18 protein-coding genes are annotated in these 20,396 nt (G+C 43.4%); 6 read left to right on the plus strand and 12 right to left on the minus strand.

The window, feature by feature from the left end; genetic code table 11:
* Positions 1-101: 101 nt before the first annotated feature.
* Together PSE83_RS08520 and copA are read right to left on the minus strand one after the other, a co-directional pair.
* Positions 102-683, minus strand: coding sequence for an HdeD family acid-resistance protein (locus tag PSE83_RS08520; protein WP_004260329.1), 582 nt, complete (start codon positions 681-683; stop codon positions 102-104).
* Positions 684-867: 184 nt separating this feature from the next.
* Entirely contained in the window at positions 868-3,801 is a 2,934-nt protein-coding gene (gene copA / locus PSE83_RS08525) for a copper-exporting P-type ATPase CopA (RefSeq protein ID WP_272660805.1), read from the minus strand.
* Between the two features lie 119 nt (positions 3,802-3,920).
* Here copA and cueR point away from each other — a divergent pair, with 119 nt between their 5' ends.
* Positions 3,921-4,331: a Cu(I)-responsive transcriptional regulator gene (gene cueR, locus PSE83_RS08530; RefSeq protein ID WP_096863259.1), complete on the plus strand. Its 411-nt coding sequence runs from the start codon at positions 3,921-3,923 to the stop codon at positions 4,329-4,331.
* Here the strand turns inward: cueR and PSE83_RS08535 are convergent.
* The 5 genes from PSE83_RS08535 to tesA all read right to left on the minus strand — a co-directional run bounded on the left by PSE83_RS08535 (position 4,285) and on the right by tesA (position 8,175).
* Positions 4,285-4,764, minus strand: coding sequence for an NfeD family protein (locus tag PSE83_RS08535; protein ID WP_272660806.1), 480 nt, complete (start codon positions 4,762-4,764; stop codon positions 4,285-4,287). The genes cueR and PSE83_RS08535 overlap by 47 nt on opposite strands.
* Positions 4,761-5,705, minus strand: coding sequence for an SPFH domain-containing protein (locus PSE83_RS08540; protein ID WP_004260315.1), 945 nt, complete (start codon positions 5,703-5,705; stop codon positions 4,761-4,763). Before PSE83_RS08540 ends, PSE83_RS08535 begins: the two co-directional genes overlap by 4 nt.
* Positions 5,706-5,718: 13 nt before the next feature.
* Positions 5,719-6,576, minus strand: a complete 858-nt coding sequence (locus PSE83_RS08545) for a co-chaperone YbbN (RefSeq protein WP_004260310.1) — start codon at positions 6,574-6,576, stop codon at positions 5,719-5,721.
* Between the two features lie 75 nt (positions 6,577-6,651).
* On the minus strand, positions 6,652-7,455 hold the full coding sequence (locus PSE83_RS08550) for an SDR family oxidoreductase (protein ID WP_140171205.1): 804 nt from the start codon (positions 7,453-7,455) through the stop codon (positions 6,652-6,654).
* Between the two features lie 78 nt (positions 7,456-7,533).
* A complete protein-coding gene (gene tesA / locus PSE83_RS08555) occupies positions 7,534-8,175 on the minus strand; it encodes a multifunctional acyl-CoA thioesterase I/protease I/lysophospholipase L1 (protein WP_094960980.1) in 642 nt (213 codons plus the stop codon).
* Between tesA and ybbA the strand changes: the two genes are divergently transcribed.
* The 3 genes from ybbA to PSE83_RS08570 all read left to right on the plus strand — a co-directional run bounded on the left by ybbA (position 8,143) and on the right by PSE83_RS08570 (position 12,889).
* Positions 8,143-8,829 (plus strand): putative ABC transporter ATP-binding protein YbbA, encoded by a 687-nt coding sequence (gene ybbA, locus PSE83_RS08560; protein WP_004260298.1) that lies wholly within the window; start codon positions 8,143-8,145, stop codon positions 8,827-8,829. The two genes, tesA and ybbA, sit on opposite strands and share 33 nt — an antisense overlap.
* Complete coding sequence (ybbP, locus tag PSE83_RS08565) at positions 8,826-11,273, plus strand: putative ABC transporter permease subunit YbbP (protein ID WP_272660807.1); 2,448 nt, start codon at positions 8,826-8,828, stop codon at positions 11,271-11,273. Before ybbA ends, ybbP begins: the two co-directional genes overlap by 4 nt.
* Before the next feature lie 245 nt (positions 11,274-11,518).
* The gene (locus PSE83_RS08570) at positions 11,519-12,889 is read left to right on the plus strand and encodes an esterase-like activity of phytase family protein (RefSeq protein ID WP_272660808.1); all 1,371 of its coding nucleotides are present in this window, start codon (positions 11,519-11,521) and stop codon (positions 12,887-12,889) included.
* 126 nt (positions 12,890-13,015) lie between these two features.
* On the opposite strand, the gene PSE83_RS08575 is transcribed toward PSE83_RS08570, so the two are convergent.
* The 5 genes from PSE83_RS08575 to ppiB all read right to left on the minus strand — a co-directional run bounded on the left by PSE83_RS08575 (position 13,016) and on the right by ppiB (position 17,354).
* Positions 13,016-14,254, minus strand: a complete 1,239-nt coding sequence (locus PSE83_RS08575) for an MFS transporter (RefSeq protein WP_094960983.1) — start codon at positions 14,252-14,254, stop codon at positions 13,016-13,018.
* 116 nt (positions 14,255-14,370) lie between these two features.
* Entirely contained in the window at positions 14,371-15,453 is a 1,083-nt protein-coding gene (gene purK, locus PSE83_RS08580) for a 5-(carboxyamino)imidazole ribonucleotide synthase (protein ID WP_004260270.1), read from the minus strand.
* On the minus strand, positions 15,453-15,968 hold the full coding sequence (gene purE / locus PSE83_RS08585; RefSeq protein WP_165879185.1) for a 5-(carboxyamino)imidazole ribonucleotide mutase: 516 nt from the start codon (positions 15,966-15,968) through the stop codon (positions 15,453-15,455). The genes purK and purE overlap by 1 nt, the downstream gene beginning before the upstream one ends.
* Before the next feature lie 155 nt (positions 15,969-16,123).
* Positions 16,124-16,849: a UDP-2,3-diacylglucosamine diphosphatase gene (gene lpxH, locus PSE83_RS08590; protein ID WP_004260263.1), complete on the minus strand. Its 726-nt coding sequence runs from the start codon at positions 16,847-16,849 to the stop codon at positions 16,124-16,126.
* A 10-nt stretch (positions 16,850-16,859) separates the two neighbouring features.
* A complete protein-coding gene (ppiB, locus tag PSE83_RS08595) occupies positions 16,860-17,354 on the minus strand; it encodes a peptidylprolyl isomerase B (protein ID WP_004260260.1) in 495 nt (164 codons plus the stop codon).
* A gap of 266 nt (positions 17,355-17,620) precedes the next feature.
* Between ppiB and cysS the strand changes: the two genes are divergently transcribed.
* Together cysS and PSE83_RS08605 are read left to right on the plus strand one after the other, a co-directional pair.
* A complete protein-coding gene (gene cysS, locus PSE83_RS08600) occupies positions 17,621-19,009 on the plus strand; it encodes a cysteine--tRNA ligase (protein ID WP_004260257.1) in 1,389 nt (462 codons plus the stop codon).
* 189 nt (positions 19,010-19,198) lie between these two features.
* Complete coding sequence (locus PSE83_RS08605) at positions 19,199-20,377, plus strand: protein-tyrosine phosphatase family protein (protein ID WP_272660809.1); 1,179 nt, start codon at positions 19,199-19,201, stop codon at positions 20,375-20,377.
* Positions 20,378-20,396: the final 19 nt, after the last annotated feature.

Here is a 20,396-nt window from a genome sequence, read left to right on the forward strand (position 1 = left end):
AGCCGCAATTTGCGAATACTCATCGCGAATTGCGCATTTTTTAGCAGATTGATGACATCGTGGAGGCGAAAAAATGCCCCTGTCAAAGGGGCATGGTAGGGTTAATTATTTTTACTGATACCTTTAAATACACTGAGTAACGTGAACAAACTAAAGGAACTAAACACCATTTCGATACCAATTAGGGTTGTCAGTAAGGTAATTGATGTAATTGGGCCATTACCGATAAGTAAATAGGCAATAAAGAAATCTAACAGCCCAATGATGATTTGTAACCAGCCACCCGCTGAGCTAATTTGTTGGAAGCCGACATACAGCCGAATGACCCCACCCACGATAAATAAAGCCGCCACTAAAATAGCCAAAGCTACCAAACTTTGTAACGGGTCTTTAATAAACGAGTAGCCGACAATGATATAGATAAGGCCAATAACAAAACCAAATAACCGGGACCAACCGGTATAGATCACGGTACTTAGAATGCTTACAATCGCGCCAACGCCCCCAATAATCAGGAGCACCCCAAGTACGGTACTAACGGCAATGCCTGAAATCATTGGGTTGATAATGCAAAAAATTCCACCAGCCAACAGTAAAATGGATAAGATCACCAAAAAGGTACGTTGCTTTTTAAACTCTTCGCCTGCAAGTTTGGCGAGTTTTTCACGATCAATATTAAGCATTTTGTACTCCAAATATTAAGTAACTAACTATTTATAAGTATAGGCTTAGCTTGATATTAATGACATAAAAAATAATGCGATTTTTACTTAGTAAGAAAATGAAGTGTTGTGGTGACAAGGTTTCGATATGAACAGCATTCATCATTAAAAAGGGAGGAACTCATGTTCCTCCCACTTTTGGGTATTATTTCTCAGGTTTAAAGCGTAATAAGCGGTTTGCGTTACTGACCACGGTAATGGATGATAAAGCCATTGCTGCGCCTGCAACGACAGGGTTAAGTAAAGTCCCGGTAATTGGGTATAAAATACCCGCGGCAATTGGGATACCTAAGGTATTGTAAACAAAGGCCCCAAATAAGTTTTGCTTCATATTACGCAGTGTTCCTTTCGAAATAGACACTGCATCGGCTACACCATGTAAGCTTTGGCGCATCAGGGTAATCGATGCCGTTTCAATAGCGATATCACTGCCGCCGCCCATCGCAATACCAACGTCAGCTCGGGCTAGAGCAGGGGCATCATTGATACCATCACCCACCATCGCAACTTTGTGGCCTTTAGCTTGTAAGGCTTCAATCGCGGCGGATTTACCGTCTGGCATGACGCCTGCTATTACCTCATCAATACCCGCTTCTTTGGCTATCGCATTGGCAGTTACTGGGTTATCCCCGGTTAACATGACTAATCGGAAACCTTGTTTATGTAACCGCGCCAGTGCGCTTATGCTATCTTCACGCAATGGGTCACGGATAGATAACAGCGCGGCAACTTTACCATCAACAGCCAGTAAAACAGGCGTTACGCCTTGAGTGGCTTGTTGGTGTAATGTTTCTTCAATATCACGGGTATCAACATTATTTTGCGCTAACAGTTTTTGGTTACCTAACAAAATAGTTTGGCCGTTAATTATTGCACTAATACCTAACCCAGCTAAGGTTCTAAACTGCTCATTAGCGGGTAGTGTTAAGCCTTTTGCGCGATTTAAAACAGCGCGGGCAAGTGGGTGATTAGAGCCATTTTCTAATGAAGCGGCAAACTGTAAGGCGGTATCTTGTTCGAACCCATTAAACACGTGGATATCCGTAACTTGAGGCATGCCTTCAGTCAATGTGCCTGTTTTATCAAAGACAATGGTATCTAACTCACTGGCTTGCTGTAATGCATCCGCATCCCGAACTAACACGCCAAACTCAGCCGCTCGGCCCACGCCAGAAATAATCGACATTGGTGTTGCAAGGCCAAGCGCACAAGGGCACGCAATAATTAACACGGTTGTGGTGATAACGAGTGCGTAAGTAATCTGTGGTGCAGGCCCAACAAAGTACCAAATTGCACCTGAAATTAAGGCGATAGCTACTACAATCGGCACAAAGACGGCAGAAATACGGTCAGCAAGCTGGCCAATTTGTGGTTTACTACTTTGTGCTTGGCGAACAAGGTGAATAATTCGAGCTAAAGTCGTTTGGCTACCGACAGCCGCGGCACGAAATAGCACGGTACCATCCTGTACCACAGTACCTGCATGGACTTGATCCCCTTTACTTTTTTGCTGTGGGATCGGCTCACCCGTTAGCATGGCTTCATCTAACCAAACCTCGCCTTCGATAATTTCACCATCAACAGGGACACGGTCACCAGTTGCTAAGCGTAAAACCATCCCTTTTTTGACTTGCTCCAGTGGCATATCCACTTCGCCTTGCTCTGTGACAACACGGGCAGTTGGCGGTGTCAGGTCTAGCAAGCGTTCAAGGGCTTTTGATGAACGTTGGCGAGCTCGCTGTTCTAGGGCATGACCAAGGTTAATAAGACCGATGATCATAGCACTGGCTTCATAATAAAGATGGCGAGCTTGGTCTGGGAATAACTCAGGCCAAATATTCACCACAATCGAATAAAGCCAAGCCGCTCCTGTTCCTAACGCAACTAAGGTATCCATAGTGGCGCTGCCATTTTTCAGGCTTTGCCATGCATTACGATAAAAGTGCCCACCTGCAAATACCATTACCGCAAGGGTTAATGCACCAATAGTGAGCCAAATGGTATGGTTTTGCTCAGTCAGCACCATGTTATCGCCCATCATCCCCCATACCATCACAGGGATACCAAGGGCAAGAGCTAATGCAGATTGCCAGCGGAAGCGGCGCATATTGGCTTGCGCGACTTCTTGTTGGCGCTCACGGCGTTTGGCTTCATCTTGAATGATCTCCGCGCCATAGCCTGCTTTGACAACCGCGTCGATTAAATCATTTGGTTCAGCAGTTCCGGTGACTAAAGCACTACGCTCAGCTAAGTTGACACGTGCATTTTCAACGCCCGGTACGCTATTTAAGGCTTTCTGGACTTTGTTGACACAACTGGCACAGGTCATGCCATCGAGCAGTAACTGTATGCTGTCATCCATTGGGCTAATTTCAGGCTGTTCACCTAAATCAGACTCTTGTGCCGGGATCTCACAGATTGCCGCTGAATCAGCTTCCGGCTGTTCAGTTGTGGTACTCAGCGGCTCAGTTTTTGGGTGAGATTCATCCACAGTGGCTTGGTAGCCAGCGGCTTGAACCGCAGCAATTAAGACGTCTACGGAGGCCGTACCACGAACAACAGCGGTTTGGGTATCGACAGTTGCGCTTTCAACACCATCAACCGCTTCTAGCGCCTGCTGTGTTTTAGCGGCACATTTCATGCAAGTTAGACCCGAAAGGGCTAAAGTGATCGCTTTTGTTTGAGCCAGTTCTGCGTTGTAGCCTGCTTGTTGAACGGCAGCGATTAACGTTTGCGCATCAGCAGTGCCATATACCTTGGCGCTAGTCGTATCGACAACAGCAGCGGCGACACCGTCAACCTCTTCGAGTGCTTTTTGTGTTTTACCCCCACATTTCATACAGTTGAGGCCAGAAAGTTGTAATTCGATATCTGGGGTTGTAGCCACTTCAGCTTCATAACCTGCGTCAACGATGGTTTTAATTAAATCAGCCACATTGGCATCACTTTCCATCACGGCATAATCGATAGTGACTTTTAAGTTAGTGACATCACCGCGCCCTTCGAGCGCTTTAGTGACTGAGCCGACACAGTGCATGCAGCTTAGCCCCTGTAATTTTAAAATAATCATGTTACTCATTTTGCAGCCTCCAAAACCCGTTTGATGTATTGGGTCTATAACTTTATCTACAATTAGGTCTATAATTCGACAATGAACAAAGGTTACACCTTCCAGCAAGGTTAAGGTCAAGAGGAATTATGAATATTAGTGAAATTGCCAAAAAAACGGGCCTAACTGCAAAAGCTATTCGTTTTTATGAAGACAAAGGGCTAATTACACCGCCTGAAAGAGGGGAAAATAGCTACCGTTATTATCAGGAGCGTCATTTAAACGAACTCGTATTGCTTAAACAGGCAAAAGATGTGGGTTTTACCTTGGATGAATGTGGCGAGCTATTAGGTTTATTTCGTGATCCAACCAGACATAGTGCTGATGTAAAGACGACAACGATAGCTAAGATAAATGAAATAGAGCAGACAATTGTTAAATTGTCTGCCATTAGAGATACATTACAAGAGCTTGTGGACGTATGCCCTGGGGATGATGGTGCAGATTGCCCAATTATTGACCACCTGGCACGTGGGTGCTGTCATCATGCGAAGGCTTAACCTGCAAGGTGATACCGTCTACTGCGATGACCACCACTTCTGTATTGGCACTTAATGGCGTGTCGCTATAGACACGCCAACTGCCATCCGCAAGGCGTACACGGCTAAAACCTTCTTCAGTATCTGACAACAAACGGCTTTTAACACCGATGAGTTGATGGCTAATTTGGTTGACGTTATCTGCCTTATTTTTTTGCCTATCCCTCAACCAGTTGCGCCATAACACAGCAGAGACAACGGTAAAAATGGCAAATAAAATCCCTTGCCACTCCCAACCGATAAATGGCAGTGCCCAAGCGATAACCCCAACAAGCACCGCAGCAATACCCGACCATAAAAGATAGCCTGCGGTACCAAGAAGTTCACCAATCAGCAATAGCCCACCAAGACACAGCCAAAACCATGCGGGTTGAGCACTGATAAGCTCTATCATTCTTTTACCTGCTTTTTCATGGCACTGGTTTTCTTGCTTTCGCCGATTAGCTCCGTAATCCCACCAATTGCGCCCATTAAATTACTGGCTTCTAATGGCATCATGATGACTTTGCTGTTTTCGGCAGAACCAATACTGGTCAGTGCATCGGTGTATTTTTGCGCCACAAAGTAATTAATAGCCTGCATATCACCAGCGGCGATAGCTTCAGATACCATTTGTGTCGCTTTTGCTTCCGCTTCCGCGGCTCTTTCACGCGCTTCGGCTTGTAAAAATGCCGATTGTCGTTCCCCTTCGGCTTTGAGAATTTGTGACTGTTTTTCACCTTCAGCTTTTAAAATTGCCGCTTGGCGGATCCCCTCGGCCTCAAGAATATCGGCACGTTTAGTACGTTCAGCCTTCATCTGCGCATTCATCGCACTAATCAATTCTTTTGGTGGCTTCACATCACGAATTTCGATACGGGTAATTTTGACCCCCCAAGGGTTGGTTGCTTCATCCACCACGTGCAACAAGCGGCTATTAATGGAATCACGTTGTGACAACATTTCGTCTAGTTCCATGGAACCTAATACGGTACGAATATTCGTCATGGTTAAATTCAGTACCGAAAGCTCAAGGTTGCTAACCTCATAGGCTGCACGTACTGGGTCAACGACTTGGATAAAGCAGACCGCATCAATAGTGACGTTGGCATTATCGCGAGAAATAACTTCTTGAGATGGGATATCAAGGACCTGTTCCATCATATTGATGCGACGGCCAATTTTGTCCATAAATGGCACAATAATATGTAAGCCGGGTTGCAACGTACGGGTATAGCGACCGAAGCGCTCAACGGTCCATTGAAAGCCTTGCGGTACTGTTTTAACACAGGTAAAAACAATAACGACAGCGACAAAAATGATAATCGGTATTGCACCAAAGGCGAACAAGTCCATATTTAACCCTTAATTAGTAAAGTAATGAATATACTTGGCGACGGTATTTACTGGCAATTGCATCACCGGTTCCCATTGCAGACATAATATCCATCATGGTTTTTCTTACTGCGCCGTCGCCTGCACCCAAGTCGGTACGTAAAAAGCTGAATAACATTTCCAGCGCTTCTTCGTTGCGGTTCACCTCATGCAGTTTTAGGGCTAATTGAACCGCTAACGTTGTATTTTGTGGATCTTGATTGAATTCATCTTGTAATTGCTGAATTTCAGGAGTGTCCGCAGCTTGCTTTAATAATTCAATTTGTGCGATTAAACCTTGGTAACGACTGTCTTTATCCTGTAATGGGACAGCTTCTAAAGTAGCTTGAGCGTCATCAACGAGATTTAAACCGATTTGGGTTTCTGCCAATAATAACGTGATGTCGCTATTTTTTGGGTTCAGCTGATGCGCTTCTTTTAATAATGGCAGCGCTTCTTGTGTTTTACCTTCTGCAATTAATTCAGCGGCTTGTGCTGCTTTCATTTCTTCTGGGCTTGGCAGCACGCGAGATAAAATTTCCAACACCACTTCTTCTGGTTGTGGCCCTTCAAAGCCATCAACAGGGCGGCCATTTTGCAATACATACACAGTAGGGATCGCTTTTAAGCCAAACTGGCTTGCGATCATTTGTTCTTCATCACAATTAACTTTAGCTAAAATAAATGACCCTGCGTAGTCGTTGGCAATTTTTTCCAACATGGTACCGAAATCTTGGCAATGAGGGCTACGCGGTGACCAAAAGTAAAACATGACAGGTAAATTCATTGATTGTTCAATGACTTGGTGTAGGTTGGTTTCGTTAATATCAATTATCTGAGCGTTAGCAAACATAAGAAGTCTCTTTTGAATTTGTTATCAATAGAATTTGTGAGCAATAGTAATAAAGTGGGGCTGATTTTGCTTTTTTCAAGCTTTTTTCCCCTGATTTGCCAGTATTTTATCCATTATTTTGTCAGGTAAAATACGTTTTAAGATACGCACTGCGACGGTTAATAACGTGACAGAATAGCGAACTTTAGGGCGCGGGCTTTCTAACGCATGGATCAGTTTTTCTACCACATGTTCTGGTGTTAAGGTGAAACGTGAAGCAATACCTGGGTTTTTAACGGGTTTATCTTTTTGTGTTTGTTCAACATTTTGAGTAAAAGCCGTATGAATCGGGCCCGGTTCAATCAAACTCACTTTCACCCCTGTTCCTGCCAATTCTAAGCGTAGTGCATCGGACCATGCTTCCAGTGCGTATTTGCTGGCAGCATAAGCGCCACGTCCGGGAGTTGAAATAACGCCCATCACTGAACTAGTCTGGATAATTCGCCCTTCATGGTGCGCTAGCATTGCAGGTAATAGCAAAAAAGTTAACTGATGAACACCAAAAAAGTTAGTGGAAAACTGGGCTTCAAGTTGTTCGCGGCTGACGCTATTTAATGGGCCATACACCCCAAAACCAGCGTTGTTGAATAATCCGAAAAGGCGGTGATTACAGAGTGTTAACACCGTTTGAGCCGCGGTTTCTATGCTATCCTTATTATCGAGGTCAAGGGAGACAGTGTCATAACCTAGCTCTTTTAGGCGTAAAATATCGCTTTCTTTACGGCAGGCAACAATAACATGGTAGCCACGCTGCCGAAGTGTCTGTGCAGCACAAAAGCCAATACCGCTTGATGCTCCTGTGACCAGGACTGATTTTTTGTTTCGTGCCGATGTTTGCATAACTTTACCTTGGTTTCATGCAACTGAATCTATTTCGGGTATAAAAGAGCGTTTTAGTACCCTTGTTTAACGTCTGTTTTATTTGCTAGACGGTAAAATATGTTCGAAAAGCTGTTTTTCCATAAAATCAGCAATGGATGGCTGGGCTTCAACGGTAGGGTGAATACCATCTTGTTGTATCCATTCAGGCTTAGTTATCACGGTTTCCATATAAAACGGCAGTAATGGAATTTGATTACTTTGCGCCAATTTCGGATAGACTTTTTCGAAACTTGTCGTATAACGTTTTCCATAGTTAGGTGGAATGCGAATTTGCATTAAGAGCGGTTTCGCACCGGATTGCACGATTTGCTCGATAATCTGTTGTAAATTAGCTTCGAGTTGCTCAACTGGGAGACCTTGTAAGCCATCATTTGCACCTAATTCGATCAATACCCAGTTAGGTTTGTTTTGTTCGAGTAAAACGGAAAGGCGTTCTAACCCCTGTGCAGAGGTATTCCCACTAATACTACCGTTAACAATAGCAACGGGTGGGGAAAGTTTCTGCCAACGTTCGGCAAGCAAGGAGGCCCAAGCCTGCTCAGCCGGTAAACGGTAGCCTGCACTTAGGCTATCACCTAAGATTAATAGCTTAGTTGACGCAAGTGCGTGCCCACTTGCAGTCAGTAACAGGAGAAATACCAATATATGTCGGCGAATAATATTCTTGAAGTTCATCATCTCATTAAACGTGTTGGTCAAGGTGAACATGAACTGACTATATTGCAAGGTGTTGAGCTAATTGTCGAGTCCGGGCAAACAATTGCTTTAATTGGGGAGTCAGGTTCGGGGAAATCAACCTTGTTAGGGATTATTGCGGGGTTGGATGACGGTTCCAGTGGAACGGTTAATTTATTAGGTCAAGACCTTACTAAAATGGACGAAGAGCAGCGGGCACGCTTACGGGCACAAAGTGTCGGTTTTGTGTTCCAATCCTTTATGTTGATCCCAACCTTAAATGCCATTGAAAATGTACAACTTCCTTCTTTGTTACGTGGCGAATCTGAGTCTGAAAGTTATCAACACGCGGCGAGTTTACTGACGGATTTAGGCTTAAAAGATCGCCTAAAACATATGCCACCACAGTTGTCAGGGGGTGAGCAACAGCGTGTTGCACTTGCTCGTGCCTTTAATGGCCGCCCACAGATTTTATTTGCTGATGAACCAACGGGAAATCTCGATCGCCACACAGGGGATAAAATTGCAGATTTACTGTTTGATATGAATAAACAGCACGGGACGACCCTTATTTTAGTGACTCACGATAACGAGCTGGCTGCGCGCTGCCAACGCCGTTTGCGCTTGGTCGATGGGCAGTTGAGGGAAGAAGCATGATTTGGCGTTGGTTTTGGCGTGAATGGAAAACCCCCTCGTTACTGATTGTTTGGCTTGCACTCACCCTTGCTGTTGCTTGTGTACTGGCTTTAGGGCGAATTAGCGATCGCATTGAAAATAGCATGAGTTACCAAAGCCGTGAGCTATTAGCGGGTGACTTAGTTTTACGATCTTCTCATCCAAGCGACCCAGCATGGTTACAAGAGGCCCAAAAAGAGGGTTTAACGTTAAGCCAACAAATATCATTTTCTACTATGGCTTATGCGACAGAAGATGAAGACGCTCGGCCACAACTGGTGTTAGTGAAAGCAGCGGATAAGGCATATCCATTATATGGCGAGCTCATCACAGAACCGGCTGGGTTAATCCCGACAAAAGGGGAGATACTAGTCGCACCACGGTTATTAGAATTATTGAACCTCAATGTAGGGGATAACATTGATATCGGAGATGCGACGCTAAAAGTTTCGGGTAAGTTAGTACAAGAGCCTGACAGCGGTTTTAACCCGTTCCAGATTGCCCCAAGAGTATTGATAGCAATTGAAGATGCACCATTAACAGGGGCAATTCAATTAGGTAGCCGGTTAACTTATCGCGACATGTTTGCCGGCGATCGCCAGCTTATTGATGCATTTCAACAAAAATATGAGCAAGATCTGCGAAATGATCAACGTTGGTATACATTAAGCGAAGATAACGGCGCAGTAGGGAAAACGTTTCAACGTGCTCAACAATTTTTATTGTTGTCAGTTTTATTAACCCTGCTGCTAGCCATTGCTGCGGTCGTGGTTTCAATGACGCATTATTGCCGCAGCCGTCATCAACTAATCGCAGTATTAAAAACTCTAGGCGCAGGGCGTAGCGCATTACGTCAGTGGATTATTGGGCAGTGGTTAGTGATTTTAACCGCTGCGGCTTTACTCGGCTCATTATTAGGTTTGGCTTTTGAAGGCATTTTAATGCAAATCTTAGGGGCTATGTTGCCGAAGGAATTGCCGCCTGCGAGTTTGATGCCTTGGGTTTGGGCGATTGGTACATTATTTATTATTGCGATTATTGTTGGCAGCCGTCCCTATTACCAGCTGATGGCAACTCAGCCTTCTAGAGTATTACGTGAAGATGCCAAATCACCCGTTTGGCCGCTATATTACTATCTGCCGATTGTTATTTTAATTGTGGTTGGCGGCTTATTTGTGTTTGCTGGCGTTAACCCTCTGCTGTGGTCAATTTTGGCGGGTATTGTCGTGGTTGCCGTTCTACTTGCGCTGATTGGTTGGGTAGGCTTATGGGGGCTACGCCATATTAAGTTCCGTCAATTAAGCTTGCGTTTATCTGTTAGCCGTCTATTGCGCCAGCCGTTGCAAACCATCACACAAATGAGTGCTTTTTCGTTGTCATTTATGTTATTGGCGCTGCTGATTTTAGTGCGTGGTGATTTGCTTGACCGTTGGCAGCAGCAATTACCCGCAGATAGCCCGAATTATTTCTTGATTAATATGAACCAGTCACAGCTTGAGCCTGTTACCAAGCTATTAGCTGAGTTTGACGTGAAACCCACAGAGTTCAACCCTGTGGTGTTAGCGCGTTTAACCGATATTAATGACCAGTCAGCGATTGAGTGGGCGGATCAACGTGATCCAAATAATAATACGGTACGACGTGAATTGAGCTTAACTTGGCAATCTGATTTAGCGCCAGCCAATGTGGTTGATGAAGGGACATGGCCACCGAAAGCGGGAGAAGTCTCAATTGAACAAACGGTCGTTAAAGAACTCGGGTTGAAATTAGGCGATAAACTTACATTTAACGCAGGGGCTCAGGTCTTCAGTGCGACAGTCAGTAGTACTCGTACGGTTGATTGGGAAAGCCTGCGACCGAACTTCTATTTTATTTTCTCTGAAGAAAGTCTTTCTCAAATGCCAGCTACTTGGCTGAGCAGTTTCCACTATGAAGGCGATGGGCAGCTATTAACGCAACTTAGCCGTCATTATCCAACCATTAATGTGCTCGATACTGGTGCAATTATCACCCAAATTCAGCAAATTCTTCAGCAAGTGAGCCAAGCCTTAGAAGTGATGGTGGTATTGGTTATTTTCTGTGGCTTGTTACTGCTGTTGGCACAAATTCAAGTGGGAATGAGCCAGCGAGAGCGGGAGCTTGTGGTATACCGAACGTTAGGCGCCAGCAAAAAGTTAATGCGTAGAACATTATGGAGCGAATTTGCATTACTTGGCTTAATGGCAGGGCTTGCGGCGGCATTTGGGGCAGAAATTGCATTATGGTTGTTGCAAAGTAAAGTGTTTGACTTCCCTTGGCAGCCAGAATGGCGTATGTGGGTATTATTGCCTTTGTGCGCGGCAATTCTATTGTCTATTTGTGGTAGTTGGTTAGGACTGCGTTTATTAGGGACGGGGAGTCAGCACCGTCGTTTACCTAATAGTTAAATGCTCGTCATACTTCGAGTTGCATGGTCATTGACTGCGCTTAGATAGGTTGATCTACATGCAACTCGAGTTATTTAGAATATGGTGGTATTAGGGAAATACCTTAATACCACTATTTATTGAATATTCTAAAAACAACCTGTTTTTCAGTAAAATAACTGTCTCCAATCCTTCATAAAAGCTTCATTCATCGACGTTATGATTCCGCCATCAATTATTGATAGCCTTAAAATGGAAACATAACAATGCAGAATAACCATTCGATTAAACGTAAACTGGGCTCGTTATCTTTATTGGCTGGTTTAATTTCATTTAGCATCACCGGGTTTGCACAACAAGAAGTGCCAGCAACGTTAGCGGGTCACTCCATTCTTCCAGTTAATTCAACGGTTTCTTCCCCCGAAAATGCACCTTCAGACATGCAAGTGAGTGGTAAATTTACCACTGGCGTTCGTGTTGATAGTTTGGGGAAAGTGGAAGGTAAATCCGCAGATCGCCCAACAGGAATGCATATTCCAATCAAAGGCCAGCCACGTCAAGGGCACTCGGGTATTAAACGTATGGCGGATGGCACTTACTGGGTTTTAACTGATAATGGATTCGGCAACAAAGCCAATTCTCCTGATTCGATGTTGTATGTCACTCAATATGATATTGATTTTCAATCAGGTAATACAACGCCATTAAAAACGGTTTTCTTCCATGACCCCGATAAAATTATCCCTTTTCATATTACGAATGAGAGCACAAAAGAACGCTATTTAACAGGCAGTGATTTTGACCCTGAAAGTTTTCAATTTGCGGGTGGTGCTCTATGGGTTGGCGATGAGTTTGGCCCTTACCTAATCAAAATGGATTTGGATGGCAAAGTATTAGCTTTATTTGAGACACAAGTAGATGGAAAGAAAGTCGTTTCTCCTGATCACTACCAAATCACAACACCGGGTAAACCCGCAGATAAAGTGAATTTCCAAGTCAACCGTTCAAAAGGTTTTGAAGGTATGGCGTCATCGCCAGACGGTTCTAAGCTCTACCCAATGCTAGAAGGGGCGATTTGGCTTGATGACAAACAAGATTATGAACATGTTGATGGCAAACGCGCAGCACGTATTCTTGAGTTTGATGTGAAAAAACAAAATTGGACAGGCAGAAGCTGGTTGTATGTCTTTGAAGACAATCAGAATGCCATTGGTGACTTTAACTTAATCGATGATACCCACGGCCTAATCATTGAGCGTGATAATGGTGAAGGTACAGCAGATAAAGCCTGCACGGCGGGAAGCAGTAATACTGAAAATTGCTTTAGTAATTTAGCTAAATTCAAGCGTGTTTATCGTATTGAATTTTCAGATAACAATATAGGCAAACCAGTAGATAAGCAGGCTTATATTGATTTAATGAATATCAAAGACCCGAACAATATGGCAAGAAAACCGCTTAATGACGGAGTGTTTACTTTCCCATTCTTCACTATTGAAAACGTGGATGTGGTTGATAGTGAACACATTATTGTTGGTAATGACAATAACTATCCGTTTTCATCTAGCCGTGAGCCAAATAAAGCGGATGATAATGAGTTTATCTTATTAAACGTCCCTGAGTTGTTAAAGCCGTAATTGATTTTGCGCCACCATTTAATTTTTTCGGTGGCGCAAATAAGCAGTATGTTTTGATCCAATATCTGGTCTTAAGCTTGTTTTCCCTTTGGTTTTAATTTTCCCGAGCTAATCACTCGGGATTTTTTATTTGTGATTGAGGGCTGGGGGCTTCATCATCAAAGTAAGGAATAAAATAACCACAACGGGAGCCGCGATAACCAAAAAAGCAGGGGTGAAACTTCCTGTGAAATCTTTTATTGCACCCGCAATAAAAGGTGCTAAGCAGGCAACCGTTGAAATTAAATTTACGACAGAGAATAGTTCTAAGTATGGGCCTCGGCCGAAATAATTTGACAGTAAAACACTGGATGCCAAAAAGGTCATGCCGTAGCCAATACCAACGCATAACACAAATAAAATAAGCCAAAGCCATGAGGTGGCAATACTGAGGAAAATGACACCTAATACCATGATAATTAGGCTACCGATTAATAGTTTCTTCGGTTCTAACCATTCGCCTGCGGCTCCACCAATAAACCTTGAGAATGCATTCACAAATGCCATTGTGCTTAATAATGAAACCGCCACTGTCATGCCAAAGCCGCGCTCTTCAATATGGGCGACAGCAAAACTGTTAACGGTGATACCACACCATAAAAACGAGGTATAAGTCGCAGCAATCAAGTAGAACTGCCATGTACGTAGTGCTCTGCCGACCGTCCATACTTCTGCAGTGCGATAAATAGGTTTACTTGCGTCACTAACTTGTTTTTGCATTACCTTTTTTGCGTGCTCTTGCTCTTTTTTACCTTCTCGTAGCATAAAAATTGTGATTAACGTGACAATGCTAAGATAAACGGCACATAGAACCCAATGCATACGCCATGAGCCTAATTGGTTTGATGCGTAAAAGTAAATCCAAGGGCCTGCAACACCCCCCAAGCCCCCGATGGTGAAATATAACCCAAAGGCAAGGGATTGTTTTTCAAATAGCCGCGAAAGTACATAAGTCCCCGGAACTGTGGCGAGTAAGGTGAAACCAATACCAATCAATGCAGTACCTAAAAAATAGGTGCTGATGGCTTGTGTGGAATAAAGGCTATAAAAGCCAGCAACAAAGACACTGGTGCCTAGCAATAAAGTGGCTCGTACACCCACTTTGCGGATTAACAGAGACGGGAGAAAACTCGCTAGCCCGCAAGTTAAACCCAGTAGCGTAAAACCAAAACCAGCCTCACTCCAGCTCCATTTGAGCTCACTAATCATCTCAGGTAAAACCACGCCAAGAGAGGTAAAGGTTGTCGCGGTGGCTAAAAAATAAACCAGCCCTAACAGAATAAGAATGCACCACTGATAAAACGGACTAAAAGTCTGCGAGGACATATTGACTCCAGTAATGCCGCACACCTTAAATCAGGATATTTGTTTTCTGGATGACGGCGAAAATAGCATAATGCCCGAAAATAGTTTCGGGCATCGAATCGGGCTATTTTCCCTATTTATTGATGAGAGTACCAGTCTAATTTTGCATTTGCCCACTCAATGCCACTTTTGTACTCATTTGGCAAAAGTGGGATCAAAGCCGCCAGTGTGGCAGATAATTGGTGGCAGTCACGATGGGAAAGGTTTAAATGACCCACTTTTCGGGCAGGGCGTACCTCTTTTTCATACCAGTGAAGGTGAACGAGGGGTAAGCTCAGCCAGTCTATATTTACATCAGTGCCGATTAAATTGACCATCACGGCAGGGCTATATACCTCTGGAGATGGCATTGGCAGGTTTAAAATAGCACGTAGATGTAACTCAAACTGGCTAATGGATGCGCCATTTTGTGTCCAATGGCCGCTATTATGTACTCGAGGCGCAATTTCGTTAATCAGCAAGTTATTGCCCACGACAAAGCATTCCATTGCCATCACACCGATATAACCAAGTTCATCCATCACTGCGCTGAGCATGGCTTGAGCTTGTTCTTGCTGCGGATTAGTTGACTTAGGGAAGGCCACACTGGTACGCAAAATGCCTTCTTGGTGTAAATTATGGGTGATCGGGTAAAAAACGGATTCCCCCGCTGCATTTCGGGCACCAATGACAGACACTTCCGCGTCAAAAGGGATACCTTGTTCAACGATGCATTCACCATAAATTTCAGCAGGCAGGTCTTTTTCATCACCAGGGCGAACACGCCATTGACCTCGCCCGTCATAGCCACCAGTTCTGCGTTTTACAATGAGAAACTCACCGAGTGTGGCAAACAGCTCAGGCCATTGTTCAGGGGATTCTAATAATGCCCAAGGTGCAGTAGAAAGTTGTAAGCTATCAAATAAGCTTTTTTGTGGAAACCTATCGGCTAAACGTGGAAAAATATCACGGTTAATAAATGCATTATGGCGAGCTAATTCTTTTGTTAGCGGGGTTTCTGGCCAACGTTCAATTTCAGCGGTGATGACGCTTTGCTGATAAGGAACCGCTTCAGGTTCTGCATCAAGCCCTACAGGAAAAACAGCAATGCCTAATGGCTCACCCGCTTGACGCAGCATGCGGCCGAGTTGGCCATTACCAAGCACACAAACGGGTTTCATTATGCTTCCCTCGGGTCTGGGTTGTTTAGCACATCATTGGTTTGGGCTTCTCGCCACGCCGAGAGGCGGTTGAAAATAGCAGTATCACTTATTGCTAATACTTGAGCGGCTAAAAGTGCTGCATTTGCGGCACCTGCTTTGCCGATGGCGAGTGTGCCTACAGGGATACCTTTAGGCATTTGCACGATAGAATATAAGCTGTCAACACCACTTAATGCAGCGCTTTGTACAGGAACACCAAAAACAGGGACTAATGTTTTAGCGGCGATCATTCCTGGTAAGTGAGCAGCGCCACCAGCACCTGCAATAATCACATCAAACCCATTTTTTTTCGCATTTTCAGCAAAGGAAAATAATTTATCCGGGGTGCGATGTGCAGAGACGATTTCGACGTGAAAAGGGACTTGGAGTTCTGTTAATACATCAGCTGCGTGCTGCATTGTCGTCCAATCACTTTTCGAACCCATAACAATGGCGATTTTTGCCGCAGATTGAGCAGGAACTTGGGCAGTCATTTGGTGCTTTCCTGTATTGAAAAAAACATCACCCTGAGGTGGGAAATTGAATTGTCTCGATCATATCATGGTAAAGCAGCAAGGAAAACGTTTGCGTGATTAATAAGTAAGCAAACAGTTGTGGCGATATATTAAAAATGGTTCGTTAGGCAAAATTACTCGAAAGGAAAGAAAATCAGTTCAATACCTTGCTCGTTAATTACAAAGGCGGAACCTTCATAGTGCCAAGCACCTAATACACCCCGATAATGCAACTTGCCTCCAATATTTACTTCATGAATGGCAGGGCGGTGAGTATGACCATGGATCATCCATTGCGCTTGGTGCCTTTGTAATGCATCAATAACGGCTTGTGAATTGACGTCCATAATCGACTCGGCTTTCATGCTGCTTGCATACTGGCTATTTTGGCGCATTTTTTGCGCGATACGGCGACGCACAAAAAGAGGGAGTAACAAAAACAGCCGTTGAACCCAAGGGGTATGAACTTTTTTACGGTAATTTTGATAGGCAGCATCGTCAATGCATAATGTATCACCATGCAGAATTAAAATGCGCTTGCCGTAAAGTTCGAGCAATGTTTCCTGCGGGAGTATGGTCATGCCACACTGTTTCGCATAGCGTTGACCGATTAAAAAATCCCGATTTCCATGAATGAAATAGCAGGGAATTCCACGGTCAGTGAGTTGTTTGAGTTCGTTGGCAACTTGTTGATGTAGCGGATTGTTATCATCATCGCCCACCCAATAATTAAAAAAATCACCGAGAATATATAGGCTTTCGGCATGGATGGCTTGCTGTTGAATAAAATTAATAAAACCGGCGGTGATCGCCGGTTCATCTTCACTCAAATGCAAATCTGCAATGATGTAAGTGGACATGCGTTCAGGTTTACTCGCTGACAGTCACTTTTTCAATGATGACGTCTTCGCGTGGAACGTCTTGGTGGAACCCGCTGCGGCCAGTTGAAACACCTTTGATTTTGTCAACAACATCCATGCCTTCAACGACTTCAGCAAATACACAGTAGCCCCAGCCATCTGGACGCTCTGAACGGAAGTTCAAGAAGTCGTTGTCAACAACGTTGATAAAGAATTGTGCTGTTGCTGAATGAGGGTCGTTAGTACGAGCCATTGCCAAAGTACCACGGGTATTTTTTAAACCGTTGTTTGCTTCGTTTTTAATAGGCGCTTTAGTGTTTTTTTGTTCCATTCCTGGCTCAAAACCACCGCCTTGGATCATGAAACCATTAATAACACGATGGAAAATGGTATTATTGTAAAAACCTTCACGGCAGTAAGTTAAAAAGTTTTCGACTGTAACGGGTGCTTTATCGTCAAACGTTTTGATAACAATGTCACCGTGATTGGTATGAAATGTAACCATAATAGCTATCCTGAATAATTGTTTTTTGTGCGCTAACTTGCGAAAGCGTTGAGATCAGCACGTTTATATCACAGATAAAACCTGACTTGAAGCGGAAGGAAGCGTAGTCGACCGTTTATAGCATAATAGATGTGTATTAAACCTAATCAATAAACTGAAAAGGAAGCGGGTAAACCCTTGCATTCTTAAGGTGATCGGGGTTCAATAACATGATATTTTATCGGTAGAAATCGATAATCATTTTTCAAATAAATGGAAAAGTTCAGATGCTACAAATTTTTAATACACTAAGTCGTCAAAAAGAAGAGTTTAAGCCCATCCACGCAGGGAAGATTGGGATGTATGTGTGTGGCATCACTATCTACGACTTGTGTCATATCGGCCACGGCCGTACATTTGTGGCATTTGATGCAATTAGCCGCTATTTACGTTATTTGGGTTACGACTTAAATTATGTACGCAACGTCACCGATATTGACGATAAAATCATCAAACGTGCAGCAGAAAATAATGAAAGCGTCGAAGCGCTAACAACGCGTATGTTGGCTGAAATGCACAAAGATTTTGATGCCTTAAATATTTTACGCCCTGATAGCGAACCACGAGCAACGCGTCATATTGGTGAAATTATTGAATTAACCCAAAGCTTGATAGAGCGTGGTCATGCTTATGTCGCTGCGAATGGCGATGTGATGTTTGAAGTCAAAACCGACCCAAATTATGGTCTGTTATCTCGCCAAGATTTAGAGCAGTTGCAAGCAGGTGCTCGCGTCGAGGTCGCTGATGTAAAACGTAATCCAATGGATTTCGTCTTGTGGAAAATGTCTAAAGAAGGCGAACCAAGTTGGGAATCCCCATGGGGTTTAGGTCGCCCAGGCTGGCACATTGAATGTTCGGCAATGAACAGTAAAACGTTAGGCAACCATTTTGATATTCACGGTGGCGGCTCTGATTTAATGTTCCCACACCATGAAAATGAAATTGCTCAATCTACCTGTGCTCATGATGGCCCTTACGTGAACTACTGGATGCACTCCGGTATGGTCATGGTAGACAGAGAGAAAATGTCTAAATCTCTCAATAACTTCTTTACTATTCGTGACGTACTTGAGTATTACGACGCAGAAACAGTGCGTTATTTTCTGTTATCAGGCCATTACCGCAGCCAATTAAACTACACAGAAGAAAATTTGAAGCAGGCACGTTCAGCACTTGAGCGTATGTACACTGCATTACGTGGTACAGATAAGTCAGCCGTACCTGCTGGTGGTGATGAATTTAAAGCACGTTTCATTGAAGCGATGAATGATGACTTTAATACACCTGAAGCCTATTCGGTATTATTTGATATGGTTCGTGAAGTTAACCGCCTGAAATCAGAAGATATGTCAGCAGCAAATGGTATGGCTGCACAATTGCGTGAGTTAGCAAGCGTGCTGGGTTTACTAGAACAAGACCCAGAAGTCTTTTTAAAAGGCGGCGCACAAACTGAAGATGATGCGGAAGTGGCAAAAATCGAGGCATTAATTCAACAACGTCTAGATGCACGTAAGAATAAAGATTGGGCGCAAGCGGATGCGGCTCGTGATGAACTTACTGCCATGGGGATTGTGCTTGAAGATAGCGCACAAGGAACTATTTGGCGCCGTAAGTAAGTTTTACATTTAAAAATTAGCCCGTTAACAGTACTTAGCGCTACCAGCACTAGGTAATGTTAGCGGGTTTTTTATTGGTGTTGGCTAAATTTGAAAGAACTTACGTAATGGAGCGGTAATAATCGGATCACGTAATATGTAATTTAAACCGATTGATTAGACTGTTAATTGCTAACTAAGGAAAAACAAATGGAATCAAGCCGCAAGGACAATAATACACCACCACCCATCCCAATCCGAACAATGAGTCTTGGGCTAGGCGCTAATACTGAATATAAATCTGCAAGGGCTAGAATATCGGATAGTATGAGTCACATTAAAAATACCACCGTACCTACGCCTCAGAATACGACATCGACAAGATCGAGTATTTTTATTAGGGATCTGATTACTGGTTTTTTTTCGAGGCAAACAGTCAGCCATCAACAAGATGGAACTATAGCCCCTCGTTATGCTTTTAATTCTAGAACGGTTGATTCAAACCCAGCGGTTGAATGGGGTGCTGCTACTTCAACACTGGCTACTCAATCAGTAAAATATATTGATAACTTTAATAAACTAGAAGAATTCACGAAACTGCAAAATTTCCAATATTGTGACCAACAAAAAGTTAAAGGCGCTCGTTTTTCTGATATTAAAACGGCTAAAGAAACGCAAGTTTGTATCACGGATAGTGCCGGTATTCAGATTGGCTTACCAGCAAATAGGGTAAAAGTTGGTGATGATAATTTATTTATTCGGTCACAATATCCTAAAAATATAGAGAATCAGTTACAGATGTTATATGAGAATAGAACCCCTATGCTATGTATTCTATCGTCTAATATGGATATACAGGGACGAACGTTACCGCCATATTTTCGGGTGAATGGTACGTATGGCAGGATGAAAGTTAACACAAAAGAAATTCAGCCGGGTGATGGTAAGCCAAATAAAATTGGTAGTTTAAATGTAAAACACTACAGTATGAAGCTGACCTATGATAAGAAACCCATTAATATTCCAGTTATTCATGTTGAAAATTGGACTGACAAAACAACCGCAAGTACGAAAGAATTAAAAGAATTAGCTAAGTATATGGCAGCTGGCATTGAGGAAAAAAGGCAATTTTATAAATTTGCTGGTAGCCGAGCGATCAATGATAAAGATAAATTGTTACCAATCATTCACTGTGCCGCTGGTATTGGTCGAACAGGGCAAGTTGCAGCAGCAATGCAGTTAATTAAACCTAATAATAAACTGAGCGTACAGGAGATTATTATGGATATGCGTAAAACGGGTTGTGACAGGATGGTTCAAAACGAGGAACAATTTAAGGGATTGCTTGAACTTGAAAAATTATTAAATGATGAAAAATTAGCACAATAAAAGTTATTGAAATACCCCC

It is taken from the genome of Providencia sp. PROV150, assembly GCF_028481025.1.
Taxonomy (GTDB): domain Bacteria; phylum Pseudomonadota; class Gammaproteobacteria; order Enterobacterales; family Enterobacteriaceae; genus Providencia; species Providencia hangzhouensis.